The organism is Sporolactobacillus sp. KGMB 08714 (genome assembly GCF_036598985.1).
In the GTDB taxonomy this organism is placed as follows: Bacteria; Bacillota; Bacilli; order Bacillales; family Sporolactobacillaceae; genus Sporolactobacillus.
In genome coordinates, this window is record NZ_JAUUBW010000012.1 from 114,607 (window position 1) to 135,568 (window position 20,962).

Sequence of the window (20,962 nt, forward strand, 5' to 3'; positions counted from 1 at the left end):
TTTCCAGGCTCAGGATAATACGGCAACATTAAGCATATTGGGAAGAGCCGAAACCTCTGCAGCCAGTCCCTCGCCGATCTCCTCGTCAGTCTGGATAACCATCATCGCCAGATGGCCCTTTTCATGCCGGGAAACTTCCATGTAAGAGATATTCATTTCATATTTTGCGATCAGCCCGGCGACTTCCGCCACTGCGCCATATTTGTCGCGGTGCAGCACAAGCAGAGCAGGATTGCTCCCCGATAATGAAATGGAAAAACCGTCTACCTCCGTGATCTCGATTTTGCCGCCGCCGATCGACACGCCGACGAGATCCAGTTCGTTCTTTCCCTTTGTCAAATGAAGCCGTGCCGTATTCGGATGATCGACCTGCGTGTCTCTGTCAGCGGTAAAAGTAACGGACATCCGCTGATCGGCGGCTATTGTCAGCGCATCGGGCAGCCTGGGATCGTTTGCGTCAAAGCCAAGCAAACCGGCGGCCAGTGCCACATCGGTACCGTGTCCCCGATAGGTTTCGGCAAACGAACCATATAAAGTCACATCGACCTGCTGCGGACGATCGCTGAAGAGTTTCCGCGCGACGCGCCCGATTTTGGCCGCACCGGCCGTGTGGGAACTGGAGGGACCGATCATAATCGGGCCGATGATGTCAAAAACGCTGCGATATTTCACAACTGCATGCCCCTCTCTTAAGCTTCCGATTTTCTGTTTTCAGCCGGCACTTCGTCTTCTGTCAGCCTGACACCCTGGACAAATATATTGATGGCTGCAGCATCGATTCCCAATGCAGCGTTCAATGTTTCCTTCACCTTGTTCTGCACATTCACGGCGACTTCCGAAATTTGCGTACCATAGCTGACGATGATGTACATATCGATCATCAGGTTTTGTTCTTCATCGAAATGAATAATCACACCGCGGCTGAAATTATCTTTCTTCAACAGCTCCGCAAATCCGTCCTTGAGCTGATTTTTCGAGGCCATACCGACAATTCCGTAGCAGTCAAGAGCCGCACCGCCGACAATTTTCGCGATGACATCTGTCGAGATATCGATTTGTCCATAGGTATTATTAATCGAGATTGACATTACGGGTTCCTCCCTCTATTCTCGTTTTTCACTGATCATCCGCCGGAAGCACGCACCGGCCGGAACAAAATCTGCCTATCGAATCAATGATCGATCATTATCGCTATTTTACACTAGCCTGCCAGAATTTGAAAGCACCGGCCGATCAGGAAGACCGCCGTCTGCATGGCGGATTGAAGGAAGGCGCAGGCAGGACTATGCGACAGCGAATCATTAAGCGAGCGGCAGAATGATTCAAAAATCGCCGGCAATAATCCGGGCATGTCCCATATCATTTATAGAACTGAATTGCGATGCGGTTGAAGGCCTCACATGACTGCTGCTTATGAAACGATCTGCCGGGAAAAATCTCCGTGCGGTATTCTTTTGCGTGCGGGCGCATCAGTCGTTGCTTTTGAATACGTGTTTGCCGGGCGGCCCGCTCCTCCCTATTGCAAGCAATGCCTCCACATGATAAGATGGGAATGTTGCTTATTATTATAGTTTGGCAAGGAGGTTATTTTCGTGGGACGCCGCTGTTTTGTAACCGGAAAGACGACAAAGTTCGGACAGAATCGCTCATTTGCTGAAAATAAATCAAAAAGAACGTTTAAAGCAAATCTGCAGAAAGTGCGCATTCTTGTGGACGGCAAGCCGAAACGTGTCTATGTTTCCACCAAGGCACTGAAGGCCGGCAAAGTTGAACGCGTCTGACGGCCGGATAATTGCGAAGCGCCGCTTGGGTTAAAAAGCACCCATATCGGCGCTCTTTTATTGAATCCCTATAAAAGAAAAGAATCGGAACATTCCCGTTCTGTTCGTGCAAAAAAGGCCCCCGTTCTGCAAGGGTGCCTTTTTCGCATTGACAGGTGCCCTTACCCCTTACGAAAGGACCCGAGGAGGGCTCTCACAATACTCGCTAAAAATCTCGGCAGCTTAATTGTATAAAATTTCATCGATTTGCTCCCCCTTGCTTCTTGCGTCGTCGGCCTTTTTTGCGCGCTTCTAAACTATATGCAGCGTGTACCGGAACTATGATCATCAATCCGTGTCAGTCACTGCAGCGCATCATGAGCAGAATACCTTCAGAAAAAGAAATCGTGAAAATTTCGGCCTCCGCCTCGTTGCTGATGCAGAGGCCCGATCCAAGCAACAGCTCCGCCTCGGTCAATGGATATTTGACGCCTCTCAGGGTCAGCCCCGCGACCTTTTCAGTCAGAGACAAAAAAGAAAGATAAGGATACACGTGCTTTCTCTTTACATGATATATGCCCGGAGTAAGCAAGGTGATACAATTTTTTTTGTCCAGCAGAATCAGTTTTGTCTTTTTATCGGCGCCCTTGAGCAGCATTTGGACATTGGCGAGCCCATGATCCAGCCTTCCTCCCGTTGCACCGAGGATCAGGCATTCATCCGGATCCCTGCCGAGCGCCCAGTCAAGCGCCAGTTCCAGATCTGTTTTATCTTTTTCCCGCGGATAAGTATCAAGTCTGATCCCCGCTCCGAAGACTTCACTTCTTTCTTCATCCGACAAAGAGTCGAAGTCGCCGAAAGCGCGAACGGGAGATAGATGATTTTCCAGTAAAATGTATGTTCCGTGATCGGCTCCCACCCACAGACAATCTTTAAAAAAGTCGGAAGTAAGGTCTGGAATCAATGTTCTCGGACCTCCGGCAACAATCGCGATACGCATTTCTTGATCATCTCCTTTAAACATTTCTGCTTCCCGATCAAATGAATGATTGACCTGATCCACGCCGTTTATTTGAGTCGCAGACTTTTGTACGGCATTGTTGAAACACTGAAAACTGAATTTTGGAACGGCTTATTCGCGGTTCGGTGCGGTTTTGCCTTGATTCGGTGCGACTTTGCCCCGATTCGGTGCGACATTCCGGCGATTCGGTGCGACTTTTCTGCATTTCGGTGCGGCTTTGCCTCGATTCGGTGCGTCCCCTCTTGTCCAGGGCGATTCGCACACGGCTCGGCACAACTTTTCTGCATTTCGGTGCGGCTTTGCCCCAATTCGGTGCGACTTTGCCTCGATTCGGTGCGTCCCCTCTTGTCCTGGGCGATTCGTACACGGCTCGGCACAACTTTTCAGTATTTTGGTGCGACTTTTCTGCATTTCGGTGCGGCTTTGCCTCGATTCGGTGCGACATTCCGGCGGTTCGGTGCGTCCCCTCTTGTCCAGGGCGATTCGCACACGGCTCGGCACAACTTTTCTGCATTTCGGTGTGGCTTTGCCCTCGATTCGGTGCGGCCGCTCATGTTCGGTTCAGCTTTCTGAATCCGGTCAGACAGTATTCTTCTATCCCGTAGCCGTTCATCTTTTTTTATAGAGCAGTGAAAGACTTTTTCACCGGCTCAGTGCACCAGTCAAGGAATGGCCTTTGAGTCAACAGCTTTTTTTGATGACCGCTTATTTTAATGAAAAACTGCTGATCCGTGCCTTTCCGAGTCAGCCTCTTTATTTGCCGGAAGAAGTGGGGCGAAAGATTACTTCCAATGTCCTGATTGCAGGCAAATTTAACCCGCCCTTAACCGGATCCTCAGTTCTATCATTAATAGCGGCGTTTCCTTTTGCCGATTTCCTGAGAAAAAGCCTGATAATGAGCATATCGGTTCACGTCAATCAGGTGTTCTTTCACGGCCTTTTTCACCGCACAGCCGGGCTCAGCAAAGTGCGTGCAGCCTCTGAACCGGCACAATGTCCGAAACTCTGAAAATTCCGGGAAGCATTGTTCCAGTTCACCGGGAGAAAGCGGCGGAATCTCAAGGGAGCTGAAACCGGGTGTATCTGCAACAAATCCGCCCGCCGCAATCGGAAGCAGTTCGACATGCCTTGTGGTATGCTTTCCTCGTCCGAGCGATTGCGAAATTTCCTGAGTGTCAATGCTCAGCGAATGATCCAGCCCATTAAGAAGGGAAGACTTCCCGACGCCGGACTGGCCGGTGATGACGCTGATCATGCCTTCCAGATGTTTGCGTAAATCTGCAAGTCCAAGATTTTTCACACTGGAAGTCCTGATCACGGGATAACCGATTTTCGTGTAGCGTGCCATCAACTTGCGCATCGCTTCATCGCCGCCGACATCGAGAAGGTCCCATTTTGTCAGACAGATCAGCGAAGGGATGCGGTGTGCCTCCATATGTACGAGAAACCGATCAAGCAGTTGATCATCAAAAGCCGGTTCGGCAACGGAAAAAACGAGAACTGCCTGATCTACATTAGCGATCGGCGGACGATTGAGCATAGTGCTCCGTTGACCAACAGAAAGGATATATCCTTCGGTCGCTTTCTTTGCCTCATAGGTCACGTGGTCGCCGACCAGGGGCACAACGTGGCGTTTTCTGAAAACGCCTCTCGCCCGGCAGCGGACCTGCCGATTCCCGTCTGTGACATAGTAAAACCCGCTCAGGGCCTTAATGATCATTCCTTCAGGCATGCTTAAGCTCCTCATAAAAATTATGGTGATCGGTCCGTTCTTCTGTTTGCGGGCAAGCCATAGACCGGGCCTTTCAATCAAATCCGGATCGGGTTCCCGGCCGTTTCATCCGCCTGGAAGCCGGCGGTATCACGGTACAAAGAGAAATCCATCTCCTTAATTCGGATAATTAACCGTCCCTGTTTTTTTCTGGACCCCGTCGAGCAGAATGCTGTACGACCCCTGTTGCCCCGGGTTCAGGATAAAAGGAATGGTATAAGTTTTCGTATCGGTGATACTTTCATCGGTGAAAAGTGTATCAGTGTGATTTGCATCCGTATAATAGATCTGGACACGGACCGGCTGCCCCTTGTTCCCGCCATTTCCTTTTGAATAGACAACTTTTATCGGCTGATCGATTTCTTTCGACTGAGGCTCGCTTCCTTTCGATAAGGCGAGCCGGACCGACGACCCCTTGGCCATCAGACTTCCCGGAGCCGGATCCTGGCTCAGGACATTGCCCTTCTGAACCGTATCGGAATAAGTACCGGTTGCAAAGGCGGCGCTGAGGCCGAGCGACTTCAGCTGCTGGTTCGCCTGATCCTGAGTTTTGCCGCTGAGATCCGGAACGGTCACATTCGGATTGCCGGTACTGTACGTCAGCTCCAGCACCGTATCGGACGGTACGACCTGCGTTCCCGCCACAGGATTCTGGCTGATAATTTCCCCGTCCGGAAATCCTAATGATTCCTGCTGATGCCAGACAATTTTTTTAAATCCCTGGCCTTGCAAAGAATTGGCGACCGAATCCCGGTCATAGCCCACATAATTCTGCACTTGCACGGAACTCGGCCCTTCGCTGACAAAGAGTCCGACCGCGGTTTTCGCTTTTACATCGGTGCCGGCCGCAGGATTCTGCAGAAAAACCAGACCCTTTTTCACCGTGGCGCTGTGTTGATTTGTGCGGGTGACCTTAAGGTTTTTATTCGTTAAGATTTGTTCGGCCTGTTGATAGGTTTTCCCGGTTACATCCGGGACACGGACATTTTCGACATAGAAAAGCTTTGGCAGCAGCGTAAGGCCGATGACCAGTCCGGCAGCGATCAAAAGCAGCAGAATGCCGAAAATGACCGGCCATCTTCTTTTTTTCTTTTTCTTTTTGCCGTCTTTTTCAGGATCCGGTGCCGCGGGCGGTTGTTCCGCAGCGATCGTATCCTCCGACCGGCCGGCTACAACCGGCGCCATTTTGATTGTTTTCTCATCATCGTCGTCGGGATCATCCGCCTGGTCCGCTGCCAGAATCAGCCGGCTTTCCCCGGCACGATCCGGATTCAGCGAGGTTTCCAGATCTTCATAAAGGTCGGTCATGCTTTCATAGCGATCCTGCGGACGTTTGGCCAGAGCCCTGATGATGATGTTCTCCAGGCTCTGCGGAATTTCCGGACGGAAATCGCTCGGCAGGGGCATCGGTTCGCTAAGATGCTTGAGCGCTACGGATACGGGCGACGTTCCCGGGAAGGGAAGCCTGCCCGTGAGCAGCTCAAACATGACGATGCCAAACGCATAAATATCCGATTTAACGGTTGCTTTTCCTCCGCGCGCCTGTTCCGGAGAAAGGTAATGAGCCGAACCAATAATGGAATGCGTGTAGGTAATTGTCGAATCGCTGATCGCGAGTGCAATGCCGAAATCGGTGACTTTAACATGTTCTTCTTCGTCAATCAGGATATTGTGCGGCTTGATATCGCGGTGTACAATGCCGCGTGCATGGGCGTGTGCGATCGCTCTGGCAACCTGTTTCATAATATCGACGGATTCACTGATCGATATCGGTGAATAATCCTTGATAAATTCTTTCAAAGTCATCGCATGGACATATTCCATGACGATATAGTAGCAGTCTTCCTCTTCTCCGATATCGTAAATTGCCACAATGTTCGGATGCGACAGACTGGCCACCGATTCCGCTTCGCGATGAAAACGCCTGACAAATTCCTCGTCCCCCGCCAGTTCCGGCCGCAAAATTTTCACTGCAACAAATCTGTCCAGGATCAGGTCCTTTGCTTTATAAACAATTGCCATGCCGCCCTCTCCGAGGCGCGACAGAATCTGGTATCTTCCTCCGACTCTTCTTCCAATCATACTTCTTCACCATCACGGGAGACGATGATCATTGATATATTGTCTTCTCCGCCCGCATTATTTGCCTCACTGATCATCGTCTCTGTTTTCTCTTGCAGTGAACGCCCGTTTCCCATTATCCGACCGATCGTCTCGTCCGACAGTTTGTTGGTCAGCCCGTCTGAACAGATCATGAGCAGGGCTCCGTCCGGCCAGGTCAGTGTCGACGTATCCAGTTCAATTGCCGGCTCGGTTCCGAGCGCGCGCATCAGTATATGTTTTTTCGGATGAACCTCGGCATCTTTCTTCGTGATCTGGCCGCTCTTAACAAGTTCATTGACGAGCGTGTGATCCTCGGTAATCTGCCGGATCGGTTCTCCCTGTTTCCATATGTAAATTCGGCTGTCGCCGACGGCGGAAACGACAACAAAATCCTTTCTGCAAAAAGCAGCGGCTATGGTTGTCCCCATTCCTCTGCACTCCTCATGTTCCGCCGCATAGTCGTACAAATGTACATTAATCGAGCGGACCAGCTGATTCAGCCATTGTACGGCTTCGCTTTCATTCAGTGTGCCGGAAACTTTTTCCCATTTCGACTGAATCACTTCAATGGCCATCCGGCTCGCGACATCACCCGCCGCGTGGCCGCCCATGCCGTCTGCGACAACCGCCAGAATCTGCCCGTCACCGTAAAAAACGCCGATGCTGTCTTCATTGTGATTCCTGATTTTCCCGCGATCCGTACCGTATACAGCCTTCACCTGTGTCACGCTCCCCGTGCGGCAACATTATATTCTTTTTTTTCTCAAACATCCGATAAAAAATCCGTCCGTTCCAAACTGAAACGGCATCAGCTGAAGCATCGATGCCTGCGGCGACAAACGGCAAGCCTGAATGGCCGACGGAAAACGTGAAAAAAAAGCAGGTTCCCAACTAAAATCGTGATGTTGCGATAAAAAACGGTTCAACAAGTCATCGTTTTCCGCACGATTAATGGTACACGTACTGTAGACCAGCCATCCGCCCGCTTTGACCAGGGGTGCGGACGCTTCAAGAAGCGAACGTTGAATCGATACAAGCCGCTCGGCGTCCGCACGTGTCTTCTCCCATTTAATTTCCGGTTTGCGGCGGATGACGCCGAAACCGGAACACGGAGCATCCAGAAGCACACGGTCAAAGGATGCTTCGCCATAGATTTTAAGGACATTTCTTGCGTCCATAGCCCGTGTTTCAATGATGGAAATTTCAAGGCGCGCGGCAGTCTTGTCAATCAGTTTCGTCCGATGCTCATGAAGATCGAGTGCGACAATCTTTCCTTTGTTTCCCATCCGCTCGGCAAGATGGGCGGTTTTCCCTCCCGGTCCCGCGCACGCATCAAGAACCGTCATCCCCGCCGCGGGGGCAAGGGCATCGGCGACAAGCATCGAACTCTGATCCTGAATTGTCATCAGTCCTGCTTTATAAGCCTCGGTTGCCGCCGGCTGGCCCTCCTCGACCCGCAGACAGTCGGGGGACAGACCGCCGGCCGATGTACGGACACCTTCTGCTGCCAGCTTTTCCGCCAGCGCCTTTCTGGAAATTTTCAATCGATTGACACGGACAAATGTGCAGGGAATCCTGTTCCCCGCTTCGGCAATCTTGAGCGACGTTTCCCGGCCCCACTGTTTCTCCCACATGTCCAGCAGCCATTCGGGCGTACTGTACTGGATAGACAGCCGCCGGCTTTCCGGAAGAACGGCCGAAAGATCGGGAGCCCCCTGCCGCAGAAACTGCCTCAATACAGCATTAACCAATCCTGCCGTTCCCCGATGTCCCCGCCGCTTGGCAATCGACACCGCTTCGTTGACAATTGCGTGATCGGGAATGCGGTCCAGATAGAGTTTCTGGTAAAAAGAGAGCTGCAGGAGCAGCCTGACCCATTGATCCAGTTTGCGATCGCTTCCGGTAAAAGCGGACAGAAAATAATCCAGCGTCAGCCTGCGCTGCAGCACGCCGTAGACAATTGTCGTCACCAGAGCTCTGTCTCTTACAGACAGGCCGCTCCCCGATAAGACATCATTGAGCGCCAGCTGGCTGTAGGCATGATTTTCTGTGATCGAGAGCAGCAAATCAAGAGCCGTCTCCCGTGCCGAATGACGGGTCATGCTTCTTTCCCCAGCAGCGCGCCGATTTCGAGTCCTTTTCCCCGCAGAAAATCGGCGGCACTCATCCGTTTTTTCCCGGCCGGCTGGCATTCGGCCACCTCAAGCACGCTCCCCGATCCGGCGGCAACCAGAAAGCCCTCTTCGCCCGTATCGATGACCGTGCCTGGTGCCGCAGCGGTTTTCTGTTTTGAAAGCCGTGCGGCATAAATTTTAAAGATCTTTCCGTCCAGCCGCGTAAAAGCGCCCGGATAAGGATTAAGGCCGCGTATCAAATTGCGGACGGTTTCCGCGGGTTCGTTCCAATCGATCGCCTCGTCCTCGTGCTTGATACTCGGAGCAAAAGTCGCTTTCGCTTCATCCTGCCGCACCGGCGTCAAACGCCCGGCCGCCAGTTCGGGCAGCGTCTTCATCAGCAGATCGCTACCGGCGGCACTCAGTTTGTCGTGAAGAATGCCGAACGTGTCGCTGTCGCCAATCGCTACGCGAACCTGGGTCAGAATGTCTCCGGCATCGAGTTTGCGGACCATGTACATAATTGTGACCCCGGATTCCTTCTTTCCATCGATGACCGCCTGCTGAATCGGTGCCGCGCCGCGGTATTCGGGGAGAAGGGAAGCATGTACGTTTATGCTCCCGAGCGGCGGCGCCTCAAGCAGGGATTGCGGAAGGATCTGGCCGTACGCCGCCGTAATCAATAAGTCCGGACTATAAGACAGAATTTCACGCACCGCTTCCGGATCGCGCACCTTTTCCGGCTGCAGCACCGGGATCCGATATTTTAGCGCTAAAAGTTTGACCGGGGGCGGTGTCAGCGTGTGCTTCCTTCCCTTCGGGCGATCCGGCTGGGTCACCACGCAGCGGATTTCATAATTTCTATCATCCAGCAGTCTTTGTAAAACAGGGACGGCAAAATCAGGCGTTCCCATAAAAATCACTTTCATTCAATCATCCTCTTTATTGTCCTCTGCCCGTTTCCGTTTTCACATTAAAACAACGGGATTCAGATCGATCGACAGTTGCAGACCGTCTTTTTCCGTATTCTGAAAATGCAGCGAGATCTTTTTCAGGATCGGGAAAAGTTCAGGCTCTCTTTTGTATTTTACCATGCACTGATAGCGATATCTATCTTTTATCCTGGCAATCGCGGGAACAACGGGTCCGTATATCCGTGCCGATTGCGACAGGTTGTTCTTCAGCATCGAGACAATGCGCTCTGCCGCATCCGCCGCCCGCGCCGGTTCCGGATGGGTCAGATTAATAAGTACGAGAAAGTAGAACGGAGGATAGCCGTGACGGCGCCGGAGCTGCATTTCCTCGTGATAAAAGCGCATATAATCGTGATGCGCCGCGTCGACTATGGCATAATGATCCGGCGTATAGCTTTGAATGACAACCTCTCCCGCAAGATCATGTCTGCCGGCCCTGCCGGAAACCTGCGTCAGAAGCTGAAAGGTTTTTTCGGATGCCCGGAAGTCGGGAAGATGGAGCATCGAATCCGCCGCCAGAACGCCGACCAGCGTCACTTTCGGAAAATCAAGGCCCTTGGCGATCATCTGGGTCCCAAGCAAAATATCCGCCTGATGCGCACCGAACCGGCGCAGCAGTTTTTCATGGCCGCCCTTCTGCCTTGTCGTATCGACATCCATCCTGATGACCCGTGCCTCGGGAAGCAGGCGATTCAGCTCGGCTTCTACCTTCTGCGTCCCCGTTCCGAAATAACGCATAGAATCGCTGCCGCACGACGGACAGGTGTTGGGCATCCGTTCTTCATAACCGCAGTAATGACACTTGAGCAGGCGGCCGGCATGATGGTATGTCAATGAAATGTCGCAGTGCGGGCATTTGATCACGGTTCCGCACGACCGGCACATGACAAAAGTCGAATACCCGCGCCGATTCAGAAACAGTAAGATCTGTTCTCTTTTTTCCAGCCGGTCCTTGATTTTAAAAAACAGAGCTCTTGAAAACATCGAATGGTTGCCCGCCCGCATTTCTTCGCGCAGATCGACAATCTCAACCGGCGGCATCGGATGATGGTTGAAACGGTCTTTCAGTGTGAGCAGCGTATAGACTTTCTTCTGAGCCCTGGCAAAAGACTCCAGAGACGGTGTCGCGCTGCCGAGCACGACGGGACAGCCGTGGCGGCGTCCGCGATAAATAGCTACATCCCGGGCATGGTAGCGGGGACTGTCGTCCTGCTTATAGCTTGTCTCGTGTTCTTCATCGATCACAATCAGGCCCAGCCGTTCGAAAGGAGCAAAAACGGCCGATCGTGCCCCGACAGCTACCTTGACAAGGCCCTTTCGGATTTTGCGCCACTCATCGTATTTTTCGCCCCGGCTCAGGCCGCTGTGCATGACGGCCACCTCATCGCCGAAACGTCCCTTGAAACGCTCCACCATCTGCGGGGTCAGCGAGATTTCCGGAACTAGCACGATCGCCTGCTTTCCGAGCGCAATCACTTTCTGGATGGCCTGAAGATAAATCTCGGTCTTGCCGCTGCCCGTCACCCCGTGACAAAGAAAAACACGGGGCTCGTCCTTTTCGATTGAACCAAGAATCGGAGCCAGTGCCTGATTCTGTTCCGCGGTCAGAGGAAGCGGACGGGTCGGCGGGCCCGGCCGACGATAAGGATTGCGGAACTGCTCAACCATTTCCCGTTTCAGCAAGCCTTTTTTTTCTAATCGCCCCAGGGCTTCTCTGCTCAGATGATATTTATGAATCAGTTCGTTCACCGGCAATCGAAGCGGCCGATCGATAAAAAAAGACAGCGCTTCTTTTTGCCGTTTCGACCGTCCGTCAAGCTCTCCCTCGGCCCGGAGCAGCTCCTCCCGCGGGACAGCCGCGGAAAACGCCAGGACTTTTCTGGCACGGGCCTGATTTCCGACAAGCCGGTTAAGGGAAATGATGTTTTCATCAAGCGCCTCGTTCACTTCTTTTAACAGTTCAGGATACTTTTTTTCAACCGTGTCCCATTCGATCGTCTTTTCAGAGAGAAAAATCCGGCTCAGCTGCGGAAAGCGCTGGCGCAGCCGGTCCGGATTTTCAACCGTCAGACCTTTATGATAGTCGGCTTTCATCACCGCCGGCAGCATCGCCAGAAAGGCGGAAACGGTCGGACAAAGCGTTGTATCGGCAAGCCAGCGGCCGAGATCCAGTAATTCACCGGTCAGCACCGGCAGATGGTCGACGAGGCGTTCAATGGTTTTTAATTTGCCGAAAGAGGATTCTTCTTTAAGCGATACGACGAACCCGAGCCGCCGGGTCCTTCCGAACGGTACGATCACCCGCATTCCCGGCCTGACAAAATCAGAAAGCGCTTCAGGAATCTGATAATCGAAAGGCTTGTCAACGGGGCTGGCCGCTATATCAACATAGACTTCGGCAATCAATGCAGAACGCTCGTTTCCAGGAGACCGGCAAGCGCCCGGCAAATCTCCTCGGCAACCTTCTGTTTTGACATTTGTTCGAGTGCCTGCCGCCGGCCGTCGGCAAAGAAAAAGGTGACCTTGTTCGTGTCCTTTCTGAATCCGTCCTCCACCCGGTTGGCGACAAGTAAATCAAGATGCTTTTCCTCCAGCTTCTGCCTTGCGTTTGTTTCCAGATCCTCCGTTTCGGCCGCAAAACCGACCAGCAGCTGATGGGTTTTCCGGCTGCCGATTTCCTTGAGAATATCAGGATTGCGGACCAGCGTTACGACCAGCGGCCCGTCGCCCTTTTTGATTTTGTGTTGGCTGACCGTCTCCGGCCGATAATCAGCCACTGCGGCCGCTTTAACAACAGCATCGACGGTTTCAAACCGTTTGACCACCGCTTCGTACATCTCACGAGCCGAATTCACTTTAATGACAGGAACATCCTGAGGCGCTTCCAGCTGGGTAGGACCGGCTATAAGCGTCACTTCGGCGCCCGCCCGTTTGGCGGCACAGGCAACGGCATAGCCCATTTTACCGCTTGAGTGATTGCTGAAATAGCGCACGGGATCGATCGCTTCCAATGTCGGGCCCGCAGTAACCAGAATCTTCTTTCCATTAAGCGCAGGCAGCAAATCGGCCGGCCCGGTGCCGGCAAAGTAGGCCTCGATTTCCGCGAACAGGGCTTTCGGTTCAACCAGCCGCCCCTTCCCGGTCCAGCCGCACGCCAGTCTCCCCTGATCGGGACCGATCAGCCGATAGCCGAACTCCTCAAGTGTCCGAAGATTTTTTTGAACAGCAGGATGAGCATACATGTTCACGTTCATGGCCGGAGCAATCCATACCGGAGCCTTGGACGCCAGAATCACTGTCGAAAGCATATCGTCGGCCAGGCCCGCCGCCAGTTTTCCAATCATATTTGCCGTCGCCGGAGCGACAAGCAGCAGATCCGCCGTATCGGCAAGATCAATATGGGCGATCTGCCCCTCTCTTTTTTCCGCGAACACACTTTCATAAACCGGCCGGCGTGTCAGTGCCTGAAAAGTCGCCTCGCCAATAAAACGCTTGGCAGCTTCGGTCATGACCACATCGACGATTGCTCCCGATTTCACAAGCAGGCTCGAAAGTTCGGCGGCTTTATATGCAGCTATGCCGCCGGTCAGGCCGAGCACAATTTTTTTCCCGGAAAGCGTCATTTTTTTCTCCCCTTTCCTCGCAACGCCGGATCTTTCTCTACGCGCTGACGATCGGTAAATCCCGTTTTTTAGTTTGAAAGCCCGTTACCCTGCGGTTGTACAAAAAACAACAACCTGCAGAAAGGTTGTTGCTGTATCCGATCAGAGCCCGGATGATCAGTTTTTGTAATACAGAAGGCCGGCGTTGATTTCTTCAAGGGCCTGGCCGATCGCTTTATCGGAACGCGGATGTTCGACCATCAAATGGCCCGTTCCGTCCTGAAGCTGGCGTGCACGTTTCGCTGAAAGCGTGACCAGCGTATAAGTTGAGTTGACCTTCTCCAATAAACTATCAATGGACGGATAAATCATCATAGTCCATCAGCTCCTTCATTTTTTTGATACTTTTCAATCAGCCGATCCACCCGGCAATGTTCCGCAAGCACAATTGCCTCAATCCGGTCGCAGGCTTTTTCCACCTGATCGTTCTCGACGACGTAGTCATAGTTCTGCATGAGTTCCATCTCCGATCTGGCGACGGTCATTCTGCTTTCTATCAGTTCGGCCGTTTCCGTGCCCCGTCCGATAATCCGTTTTTTCAATTCTTTCAGATCCGGCGGCGCAAGGAAAATAAAGAGGCCGTCCGGAAAGCGATGTTTGACTTGAAGAGCTCCCTGGACCTCAATTTCCAGAATGACGTCCTTCCCGTTATCGAGAGTGCTCTTCACGTAATCAACCGGAGTGCCGTAAAAATTACCGACATATTCGGCCCATTCCAACAGCTGCCCCTTTTTGATCATTTGCTGGAACTGTCCGCGGGTCCTGAAAAAATAGTGAACCCCGTCGATCTCGCCTTCTCTCGGTTTTCTGGTCGTCACAGAAATGGAATATTGAAGGGAACTTCCTCTCTCTCTTAATGCCTTGCAGACTGTTCCCTTTCCGACTCCGGACGGTCCCGAAAGAACAACCAGCAGCCCTTTCTCCTTAAAACTCATGCACAGACCTCCAACCTTTCATGCATCATCCGTCACATCGTCATGCTGAATCAATCTCTGGGAAACCGTCTCCGGCTGCACAGAAGAAAGGATGACGTGGTCACTATCCATGACAATAACCGCCCGGGTCCTTCGGCCGTATGTGGCATCGATCAGTTTATTATGATCCCGGGCGACTTTGATCAGCCGCTTGATCGGCTGCGATTCGGGACTGATAATCGAGACAATTCTGCCCGCGGACGCAATATTCCCGAATCCTATATTGATTAATCTGATCACAGCACAATCACTTCCCTGTTCGTGATAACGTCATTCAACATTCTGAACCTGCTCCCTTAGTTTTTCAACCTCGCCTTTAATGGATACAACCCTTCCGCTCACTTCGGCACTGTTTCCCTTCGAACCGATTGTATTCATTTCGCGGTTCATTTCCTGAATAAGAAAGTCAAGCCGGCGGCCGACCGGCAGGGGCTCGTCAAGTAAAGCCCGGAATTGGGAAAGATGGCTCTTCATCCGGATCAGCTCTTCATCAACCGCCGACTTATCTGCAAAAACGGCGATTTCATTCATCAGCCTCTCCTCATCGATCGCATAATGATTTCCCAGAAAGTCAGACACATCATGCCTGAGCCGCTGCTCATAAGCTTCATGCACGCGAGGTGCAAATCCCGCGAGCTCGGAAATCTGCTGTTCGACCCAATCAACCTTTTTTCGAAGATCCTCGCCGAGCCGGGCGCCTTCCCTCCGCCTCATCCCGACAAGCTGTTCGCAGGCCCGGCCGATCGTCTTCAGGACAAGCGGCTCCATTGCTCTCGCCGCCGACCCGTCTGCCTCCCGGACGGAAAAAACACCTGGTAAAAGCAGGATATTGCTGAAGTCCCATTCTTTTCCGCCGCAGCGCCGTTCCATTTCTCTGGCCGCGTCCAGATACTGATCGACGACCTGCCAATTCGTACCGACCTGCGGGGCAACGGCTTTACTGCCGTCGATCATTAAAAAAAGAGTCAGCGCACCTCTCTTAATATAGGAATGAACGGTCTTCCTGATTTTATCTTCCAGATAGAATAAAGGTCTGGGGATGTTGAGAGAAAGATCGAAAAAGCGATGATTCACTGATTTCAGCTCAACCCGGACAGTCGTCTCATCCTGTTTGAGCGATGCCGCGCCGAAACCGGTCATGCTGTTTATCATCCAATCACTTCCACCCTCTCATTTTAAACAAAACAGCACCTTTGAAGCAAGCAAACCCGCAAAATATGTCGACCTGTTTTTTGTCATTTTTGCGGCCGCTGCGGAGAACTTTACCCGCCCTGCCCCTCGGCTTCGGGTTTCTTCCTTAATTTCAGGACAAGCGATTCATCCGGGGTCACATAGAGTGTCCTCTGATCCGTATAGATGACGAATCCGGGTTTCGCGCCGCCCGGCTTTTTCACGAACTTTACTTTTGTATAGTCAACAGGGACGCCGCTTCCCAGCCGCGATTTGCTGAAAAAAGCGGCCAGCGCCGCCGCTTCGGCAAGCGTCCGTTCGCTCGGCTGTTCCGATCGGATCACGACATGCGAGCCCGGAATATTTTTTGTGTGCAGCCACACCTCTTCGCGCCCGCCTACTTTTGTCGTCAGATAATCATTCTGTTTGTTATTTTTGCCAACGAGGATCTCTGTTCCGTCCGACGCATAATAGCGGTCGATTTCGGGGCGCGTTTTCTTCTTTTTCCCGCGGGCGGGCCGTTTCTTTTTCAGATAGCCCCCCTCTTCAAGCTCCTCGCGGATCCCGGCGATGTCCTTGAGCGAAGCCGTTTCCACCTGCTGCATCAGATTATCAAAATAGACAATTTCCTCTTTTGTCCGGCCGATCTGATCGCGGACAACCCGTTTGGCGGTCTTCGCTTTGTTGTATTTTTTAAACCAAGCCTGGGCGTTTCCCGACGGTGTCCGGTTCGGATTCAGAGGAATCGTGACGGTCGCCTGATTGCCGTCATAGTAATTGACGGCCTCGACTGCGCGGTCCCCCCTTTTGAAACGGTGCATGTTCGCCGTCAGCAGCTCGCCGTACAGGCGGTAGGTATCGGCATTGTCCGCTTCCCGCACGGTCTTCTCAAGTTTCTTCAGTTTCGCTTTGTTTTTTTTCAGTTCCAGTGCGATAAAGTGGCTGAGATCGCCGGCTTTCTGCTTAACGGCATCCGTTTCCGCCTTTACCACATAAAAATGATCAAGCATTTCATTCACATCGGAGAATTCTTGCTTCTTGCCTTCCAGGTGAGTCAGGTCAAGCACATGGCACTCATCTCTGCCGCCTTTGCCATAGATAATATTCGGACGATAGTCATGATTGCGGATCGCGGCCTGCACGATCTCAAAAGCACGGGCAATCGCCTCCTGATAAGGCAGGCCGGCCCGATGGACAATTTCACTGCCGATCAGCGGCGAGAAACCGCTGACGGCACCGACGATCTGGCGGTCGATCCGCCCGCCATTCCATTCCAGCTGGCTGATCAGATCCTTCACCGGCATCTCCAGCGGATTCAGTTTTCCCTGATCGGGCGGAGCGACATAGGTTTCACCCGGCAGCACCGTCCGGTAACGGTTGACAGCGGACGTCAGATGCTTCACGCTGTCGATGATCCGGCCCGAATCTTTGTCGATCAGAATGACGTTGCTGTGCCGGCCCATTAATTCGATAATCAGCTGTTTCTCCGATAAGTCTCCGAGTTCATTGCGCGTTCGGAAATCGATGTGAACAATCCGCTCCAGTCCAACCTGTTCGATCCGCTCAATCACACTGCCTTCCAGATGCTTGCGCAGCAACATGCAGAACATCGGCGGCTCCTGCGGATTTCCTTCAGTCAGGCGGGTCAGATGCAACCGCGCAAACGCTGCATTGACGGAAATCAGCAACTTTCCGTGCGCACTCCTGGAACGCAGATGAAAAATCAGATCGGTTGCCGTCGGTTGATATATTTTTGCAACCCGTCCGCCGACGAAGTCCTGCAGACTCCGGACAACGGCGCGGGTGACAATGCCGTCAAAAGACATGATGGATCCCTCGCTTTCAAAAAAAGCGGGCATCGGCTGCTCGCTTTTCCAACACACTATAACACTATAATAGTTATCAGCTTTTATTGTCTCACCCCAGGGCGCCGTGCGTCAAGAATGATTCCGAATTCAATCCGGGATTTTCATTCACTGCGACTATTTTCATAAGCTAACAGAAAGAAGGAAGCCGCTTGTTTTCACATAATGGATGTGGATGATGAGGGCAGCAAATCGGCCAAAATGAAAACCGCTATATTCAAAATGAATACGATCAGGGTAGCAATCACGAGAATTTTTAAGGAAATGCCCGTTTCCCCCTGTCTTTTCCGAAGCCAGTTGATGATTGCCAGTATAATGAAAATGATCCCAAGAATATTCAATAAGATTCGTAATATCATCGCAACAATGATAACTATATAGCCTAAATCAAATGGACGATTCATTTCCAGGTCACCCTTTAACTGCGATATTAATGCCTCGCGTGTTATCGATTTTCCTTTGTTTTTGTCAGATTGGATGATCAGAGCAGAGCAGACTGTCGCATCCGCGGTTGAAAATGAGACTCCGGTGAGCGCCATCTTATTGTGGGGATAAAGCACAGCAATATCTTCACCGGGCATGAATACATCTGCTTAATAAAAAATGGGTCATTTTTTTAGTCCGTTAATCACAAAAGAAAAAGAAACAGGTTCATTCATTTCCCGCAAAAGATTGTTCTTGGAACAATCAAGTCGTAAAGTTCTATGCATGAGCTCAGGATCATGGACGATTCCTGGAGATTTATCGTACCGCCTGCTTGATCATGAATATTTCAATTATAAAGGAAAGGGGCACCATTTCTGCACTTTATGTGAGAAATGATGCCCTCGTAAATTTTTATGACTTTTCAGCGGCTTTATTTTTTCCTATGATTTTTTTCAGGATCGTGATTATGTGTTATTAACCGTTGTTGGATGATCTTATCTTTACTGCAGCTGCTTCCGTTTATTGAAAAAGTTCCTGTAAGAAAGATAGCAGGCGATAAAGGAAGATATTGCCGTTGTCGACAGTAGCATGAAAGTCACCATAATCTGATAGCGGATCGCTTGAAGAGGCGAAATCCCGGCGAGAATGAGCCCCGTCATCATGCCCGGCAGAGAAACGATTCCAAGTGTTTTGGCTGAATCAATCGTTGGAAGCATGCCCGTCCGGATCGAATCACGGATAATTTCAATGGAGGACGGCAGAATATCCGCTCCAAGCGAGAGCTTGGTTTCCACCTCATCCCGTCTGCTTTTAAAGTCGGCAGACAGCTGGCGGAAGCATAGCCCAAGCGCAACCATGGCATTGCTTATAATCATCCCGCCGACCGGAATGATCTGATTGGGCTGATATTTAATCGCACCTGAAAGGACCAGGACGGACAGGGTCATCCCGGCTCCAGCCGCAATTGATACGAAGGAGACGAGAAGCCCGTTTTTCATTCCCTTTCCTCTTTTGGATGCGTTATACGCGGCATTAAACGTCATAATCACAATCAGCAATGTCGTAAATAACGGATTGTTCAGGCCAAAAATATACTCAAGGATATAGCTGACCGCAATAAGCTGGATAATAGCTCTAATGACACTAATCAAGGTTTCTTTCTCTAGTCTGAGCTTCTGAAAATAGGAAAAAAGCAAAGAGACCATCACAAGAGAAGACGCAATAAGAAGGGAAGTGATACTGACATTGGCTTCGTTCATCTGAGTTTCTCCAATGATTTTATTTGACCGTCCTCTATGGTCAATAGCTTGCCGGCGTATTTTTTTCCTTGTTCAGGATTGTGTGTCACCCATAGAATGGTTATCCCCTCCTGATTCAGCGCCTCAATTGCCCTCTCCACGATGAGCGTGTTATCGGCATCAAGAGCCGAAGTCACTTCATCAAGCAGCAAAACATCAGGCCTGAAAAGCAAAGTCCGGATCAGGGCGATCCTTTGTTTCTCTCCGCCGGAAAGGCCCTCAATCTTATGATTCAGATAATCCCGGCTCATATTAAACCGGGAAAAGAGAAAATCCACCCTCTTCCAGTCTGCAGCACGTTTGCGGATGGAATAGACGAACGATAAATTATCCCTTACCGTTTCTCCAAAAAGCACAGGCGTCTGAAAACAGTAGCTGATTTTTTCTCTTATTTGAATGGGATCCTGCCGCATAAGATCTTCATTGTTAAACAAAATCCTGCCCCCGGTCGGGCTGATCAGGTGGCAGCAAAGTTTTAAGAACGTACTTTTTCCACTGCCAGAAGGCCCCATGATAGAAATATAATCGCCCGGCTCAACATTCATTGAAATGTCTTTAAGTATGGATTTTTTTTCATGGCGGTAAGAGACGTTCTGGAATTCTATCTGAGCCAATACAAACCCTCCCTTTTATCCACCCTCATGAAACAGATTTTCTCTGCTCACGTTGATGAGCAGTTCATCCAAAAGGCTCAAAAGCTGCTGGCGCTGCTCAGGCGGAAGAGTATTGAACAGATTCCGGGCGAAGAGCCTGTCTTCACATATATGTCTCTGCAAAACGGCATCGCCCTCGTCTGAAGCTACGAGCTCAATCGCCCGTCTGTCATTAGCCTTTCTGATACGCCGGATATACTTTTTACGCTCCAGCCTGTCCAATATTCCGGTAAGGGTGGACGGCGGAATACCGTAGTCTTTTGTGAGATCCCTGATCTGAACGGTTTTATGAAAATAGATTCTTTCAAGGACATACATATCCTGCGGTTTGATTCCAGAGCTCTTCTGCTGATAAATATCCTTGTACTGAACAAGGTCAATTAGTTTATGGACTATCATGTTTTCATCCATCCGTCTGCCTCTCTTCTAATCTATCTATATAATACGATATACGTAAATTTCGAGTCTCGTAATACATGCTACATAATGTCACAGCGCGCCCTGAAAGTCAAACGGAAAGGGTGATCCTATTCAACTTATCTTTAAGCAGCCGTCGGCACCATTTCAATTTTAATCTGATTGACAGCCGTTGCATTGTATTTTTTGTTTCTGCGGGATATGGACTCATACAATATTTTCAGGAAAACTAATCATAAAATTTGTCAGACAAATATTCAAGCTTCACCGTGTAAATCTCGAGACAAAATCTCGTATTCAAATACGAGTATCCCTTTAGCTTATTGTCTGTTGTGCCGTCAACTGATGATCGACTCTTCCTGAAATCATCGTTCTCTTGAAAGACGGAGAACGTTTCCGCAATGAACAAACTTCTGCAGCAGTCGACAAACTTCCTGTCGCGGTTGATGAACCGGGTGTACCTGCAAAGACCGATTAAACGCCGGCGTCGACCGAAAAACAGCGTCGGATTGTGGTCGGATTCGGTGTGACCGCTCTTGTTTGGTGCGTCTATAGCTCGTTTCGGTGCGACTCCTGCCGGATTCGGTGCGACCTCTCTTGTTTGGTGCGTCTTCCCGGCTTTTCGGTGCGACTCCTGCCGGATTCGGTGCAACTATTCTGCATTTCGGTGCGTCTGGAGCCGGATTCGGTGCGACGGCTCTTGTTTGGTGCGTCTATAGCTCGATTCGGTGCGACTTTCTCCCGTTTCGGTGCG

At 51.1% G+C, this 20,962-nt stretch carries 21 protein-coding genes; 1 reads left to right on the forward strand and 20 read right to left on the reverse strand.

Annotated features, from left to right (window positions below; translation table 11 throughout):
• Positions 1–9: 9 nt before the first annotated feature.
• Positions 10–672 (reverse strand): L-serine ammonia-lyase, iron-sulfur-dependent subunit beta, encoded by a 663-nt coding sequence (sdaAB, locus tag Q6A92_RS06690; protein ID WP_332237449.1) that lies wholly within the window; start codon positions 670–672, stop codon positions 10–12.
• A gap of 17 nt (positions 673–689) precedes the next feature.
• Positions 690–1,088 carry an Asp23/Gls24 family envelope stress response protein gene (locus tag Q6A92_RS06695; RefSeq protein WP_332237450.1) on the reverse strand — a complete coding sequence of 133 codons (399 nt, stop codon included), beginning with the start codon at positions 1,086–1,088 and terminating at the stop codon, positions 690–692.
• Between the two features lie 504 nt (positions 1,089–1,592).
• Between Q6A92_RS06695 and rpmB the strand changes: the two genes are divergently transcribed.
• Positions 1,593–1,781, forward strand: a complete 189-nt coding sequence (gene rpmB, locus Q6A92_RS06700) for a 50S ribosomal protein L28 (RefSeq protein ID WP_023508941.1) — start codon at positions 1,593–1,595, stop codon at positions 1,779–1,781.
• Between the two features lie 161 nt (positions 1,782–1,942).
• Here the strand turns inward: rpmB and spoVM are convergent, their stop codons facing one another.
• The 18 genes from spoVM to Q6A92_RS06790 all read right to left on the reverse strand — a co-directional run bounded on the left by spoVM (position 1,943) and on the right by Q6A92_RS06790 (position 20,202).
• A complete protein-coding gene (gene spoVM / locus Q6A92_RS06705) occupies positions 1,943–2,023 on the reverse strand; it encodes a stage V sporulation protein SpoVM (RefSeq protein WP_188801779.1) in 81 nt (26 codons plus the stop codon).
• A 95-nt stretch (positions 2,024–2,118) separates the two neighbouring features.
• The gene (locus Q6A92_RS06710; RefSeq protein WP_332237451.1) at positions 2,119–2,760 is read right to left on the reverse strand and encodes a thiamine diphosphokinase; all 642 of its coding nucleotides are present in this window, start codon (positions 2,758–2,760) and stop codon (positions 2,119–2,121) included.
• 868 nt (positions 2,761–3,628) lie between these two features.
• Positions 3,629–4,513, reverse strand: coding sequence for a ribosome small subunit-dependent GTPase A (gene rsgA / locus Q6A92_RS06715; RefSeq protein ID WP_332237452.1), 885 nt, complete (start codon positions 4,511–4,513; stop codon positions 3,629–3,631).
• Positions 4,514–4,669: 156 nt separating this feature from the next.
• Positions 4,670–6,634: a Stk1 family PASTA domain-containing Ser/Thr kinase gene (gene pknB, locus Q6A92_RS06720; protein ID WP_332237453.1), complete on the reverse strand. Its 1,965-nt coding sequence runs from the start codon at positions 6,632–6,634 to the stop codon at positions 4,670–4,672.
• A complete protein-coding gene (locus Q6A92_RS06725; RefSeq protein WP_274397461.1) occupies positions 6,631–7,374 on the reverse strand; it encodes a Stp1/IreP family PP2C-type Ser/Thr phosphatase in 744 nt (247 codons plus the stop codon). Before Q6A92_RS06725 ends, pknB begins: the two co-directional genes overlap by 4 nt.
• A gap of 27 nt (positions 7,375–7,401) precedes the next feature.
• On the reverse strand, positions 7,402–8,757 hold the full coding sequence (gene rsmB, locus Q6A92_RS06730) for a 16S rRNA (cytosine(967)-C(5))-methyltransferase RsmB (RefSeq protein WP_332237454.1): 1,356 nt from the start codon (positions 8,755–8,757) through the stop codon (positions 7,402–7,404).
• The gene (gene fmt, locus Q6A92_RS06735; protein WP_332237455.1) at positions 8,754–9,698 is read right to left on the reverse strand and encodes a methionyl-tRNA formyltransferase; all 945 of its coding nucleotides are present in this window, start codon (positions 9,696–9,698) and stop codon (positions 8,754–8,756) included. The genes rsmB and fmt overlap by 4 nt, the downstream gene beginning before the upstream one ends.
• Before the next feature lie 39 nt (positions 9,699–9,737).
• A complete protein-coding gene (gene priA / locus Q6A92_RS06740; protein WP_332237456.1) occupies positions 9,738–12,149 on the reverse strand; it encodes a primosomal protein N' in 2,412 nt (803 codons plus the stop codon).
• Positions 12,146–13,366, reverse strand: coding sequence for a bifunctional phosphopantothenoylcysteine decarboxylase/phosphopantothenate--cysteine ligase CoaBC (gene coaBC / locus Q6A92_RS06745; protein WP_274397467.1), 1,221 nt, complete (start codon positions 13,364–13,366; stop codon positions 12,146–12,148). The genes priA and coaBC overlap by 4 nt, the downstream gene beginning before the upstream one ends.
• Positions 13,367–13,522: 156 nt before the next feature.
• Complete coding sequence (rpoZ, locus tag Q6A92_RS06750; protein WP_274397469.1) at positions 13,523–13,720, reverse strand: DNA-directed RNA polymerase subunit omega; 198 nt, start codon at positions 13,718–13,720, stop codon at positions 13,523–13,525.
• The gene (gmk, locus tag Q6A92_RS06755) at positions 13,717–14,340 is read right to left on the reverse strand and encodes a guanylate kinase (protein ID WP_274397471.1); all 624 of its coding nucleotides are present in this window, start codon (positions 14,338–14,340) and stop codon (positions 13,717–13,719) included. The genes rpoZ and gmk overlap by 4 nt, the downstream gene beginning before the upstream one ends.
• An 18-nt stretch (positions 14,341–14,358) precedes the next feature.
• Complete coding sequence (remA, locus tag Q6A92_RS06760) at positions 14,359–14,619, reverse strand: extracellular matrix/biofilm regulator RemA (RefSeq protein WP_274397473.1); 261 nt, start codon at positions 14,617–14,619, stop codon at positions 14,359–14,361.
• 30 nt (positions 14,620–14,649) lie between these two features.
• Positions 14,650–15,531, reverse strand: coding sequence for a YicC/YloC family endoribonuclease (locus tag Q6A92_RS06765; protein WP_274397475.1), 882 nt, complete (start codon positions 15,529–15,531; stop codon positions 14,650–14,652).
• A gap of 110 nt (positions 15,532–15,641) precedes the next feature.
• Positions 15,642–17,375, reverse strand: coding sequence for an Rqc2 family fibronectin-binding protein (locus Q6A92_RS06770; RefSeq protein ID WP_274397477.1), 1,734 nt, complete (start codon positions 17,373–17,375; stop codon positions 15,642–15,644).
• A 197-nt stretch (positions 17,376–17,572) separates the two neighbouring features.
• The gene (locus Q6A92_RS06775) at positions 17,573–17,995 is read right to left on the reverse strand and encodes a hypothetical protein (protein ID WP_332237457.1); all 423 of its coding nucleotides are present in this window, start codon (positions 17,993–17,995) and stop codon (positions 17,573–17,575) included.
• A gap of 345 nt (positions 17,996–18,340) precedes the next feature.
• Positions 18,341–19,099: an ABC transporter permease gene (locus Q6A92_RS06780; protein ID WP_274397479.1), complete on the reverse strand. Its 759-nt coding sequence runs from the start codon at positions 19,097–19,099 to the stop codon at positions 18,341–18,343.
• Positions 19,096–19,752 carry an ABC transporter ATP-binding protein gene (locus tag Q6A92_RS06785; RefSeq protein ID WP_274397480.1) on the reverse strand — a complete coding sequence of 219 codons (657 nt, stop codon included), beginning with the start codon at positions 19,750–19,752 and terminating at the stop codon, positions 19,096–19,098. The genes Q6A92_RS06780 and Q6A92_RS06785 overlap by 4 nt, the downstream gene beginning before the upstream one ends.
• Before the next feature lie 15 nt (positions 19,753–19,767).
• Positions 19,768–20,202, reverse strand: coding sequence for a MarR family winged helix-turn-helix transcriptional regulator (locus Q6A92_RS06790; protein ID WP_332237458.1), 435 nt, complete (start codon positions 20,200–20,202; stop codon positions 19,768–19,770).
• Positions 20,203–20,962: the final 760 nt, after the last annotated feature.

Coding starts and splice junctions, on each gene's coding strand:
- Q6A92_RS06695 (WP_332237450.1), bottom strand. CDS start 1,088: ATGTCAATCTCGATTAATAATACCTATGGACAAATCGATATCTCGACA.
- spoVM (WP_188801779.1), bottom strand. CDS start 2,023: ATGAAATTTTATACAATTAAGCTGCCGAGATTTTTAGCGAGTATTGTG.
- Q6A92_RS06710 (WP_332237451.1), bottom strand. CDS start 2,760: ATGCGTATCGCGATTGTTGCCGGAGGTCCGAGAACATTGATTCCAGAC.
- rsgA (WP_332237452.1), bottom strand. CDS start 4,513: ATGCCTGAAGGAATGATCATTAAGGCCCTGAGCGGGTTTTACTATGTC.
- pknB (WP_332237453.1), bottom strand. CDS start 6,634: ATGATTGGAAGAAGAGTCGGAGGAAGATACCAGATTCTGTCGCGCCTC.
- rsmB (WP_332237454.1), bottom strand. CDS start 8,757: ATGACCCGTCATTCGGCACGGGAGACGGCTCTTGATTTGCTGCTCTCG.
- fmt (WP_332237455.1), bottom strand. CDS start 9,698: ATGAAAGTGATTTTTATGGGAACGCCTGATTTTGCCGTCCCTGTTTTA.
- coaBC (WP_274397467.1), bottom strand. CDS start 13,366: ATGACGCTTTCCGGGAAAAAAATTGTGCTCGGCCTGACCGGCGGCATA.
- rpoZ (WP_274397469.1), bottom strand. CDS start 13,720: ATGATGATTTATCCGTCCATTGATAGTTTATTGGAGAAGGTCAACTCA.
- gmk (WP_274397471.1), bottom strand. CDS start 14,340: ATGAGTTTTAAGGAGAAAGGGCTGCTGGTTGTTCTTTCGGGACCGTCC.
- Q6A92_RS06765 (WP_274397475.1), bottom strand. CDS start 15,531: ATGATAAACAGCATGACCGGTTTCGGCGCGGCATCGCTCAAACAGGAT.
- Q6A92_RS06770 (WP_274397477.1), bottom strand. CDS start 17,375: ATGTCTTTTGACGGCATTGTCACCCGCGCCGTTGTCCGGAGTCTGCAG.
- Q6A92_RS06775 (WP_332237457.1), bottom strand. CDS start 17,995: ATGCCCGGTGAAGATATTGCTGTGCTTTATCCCCACAATAAGATGGCG.
- Q6A92_RS06780 (WP_274397479.1), bottom strand. CDS start 19,099: ATGAACGAAGCCAATGTCAGTATCACTTCCCTTCTTATTGCGTCTTCT.
- Q6A92_RS06790 (WP_332237458.1), bottom strand. CDS start 20,202: ATGGATGAAAACATGATAGTCCATAAACTAATTGACCTTGTTCAGTAC.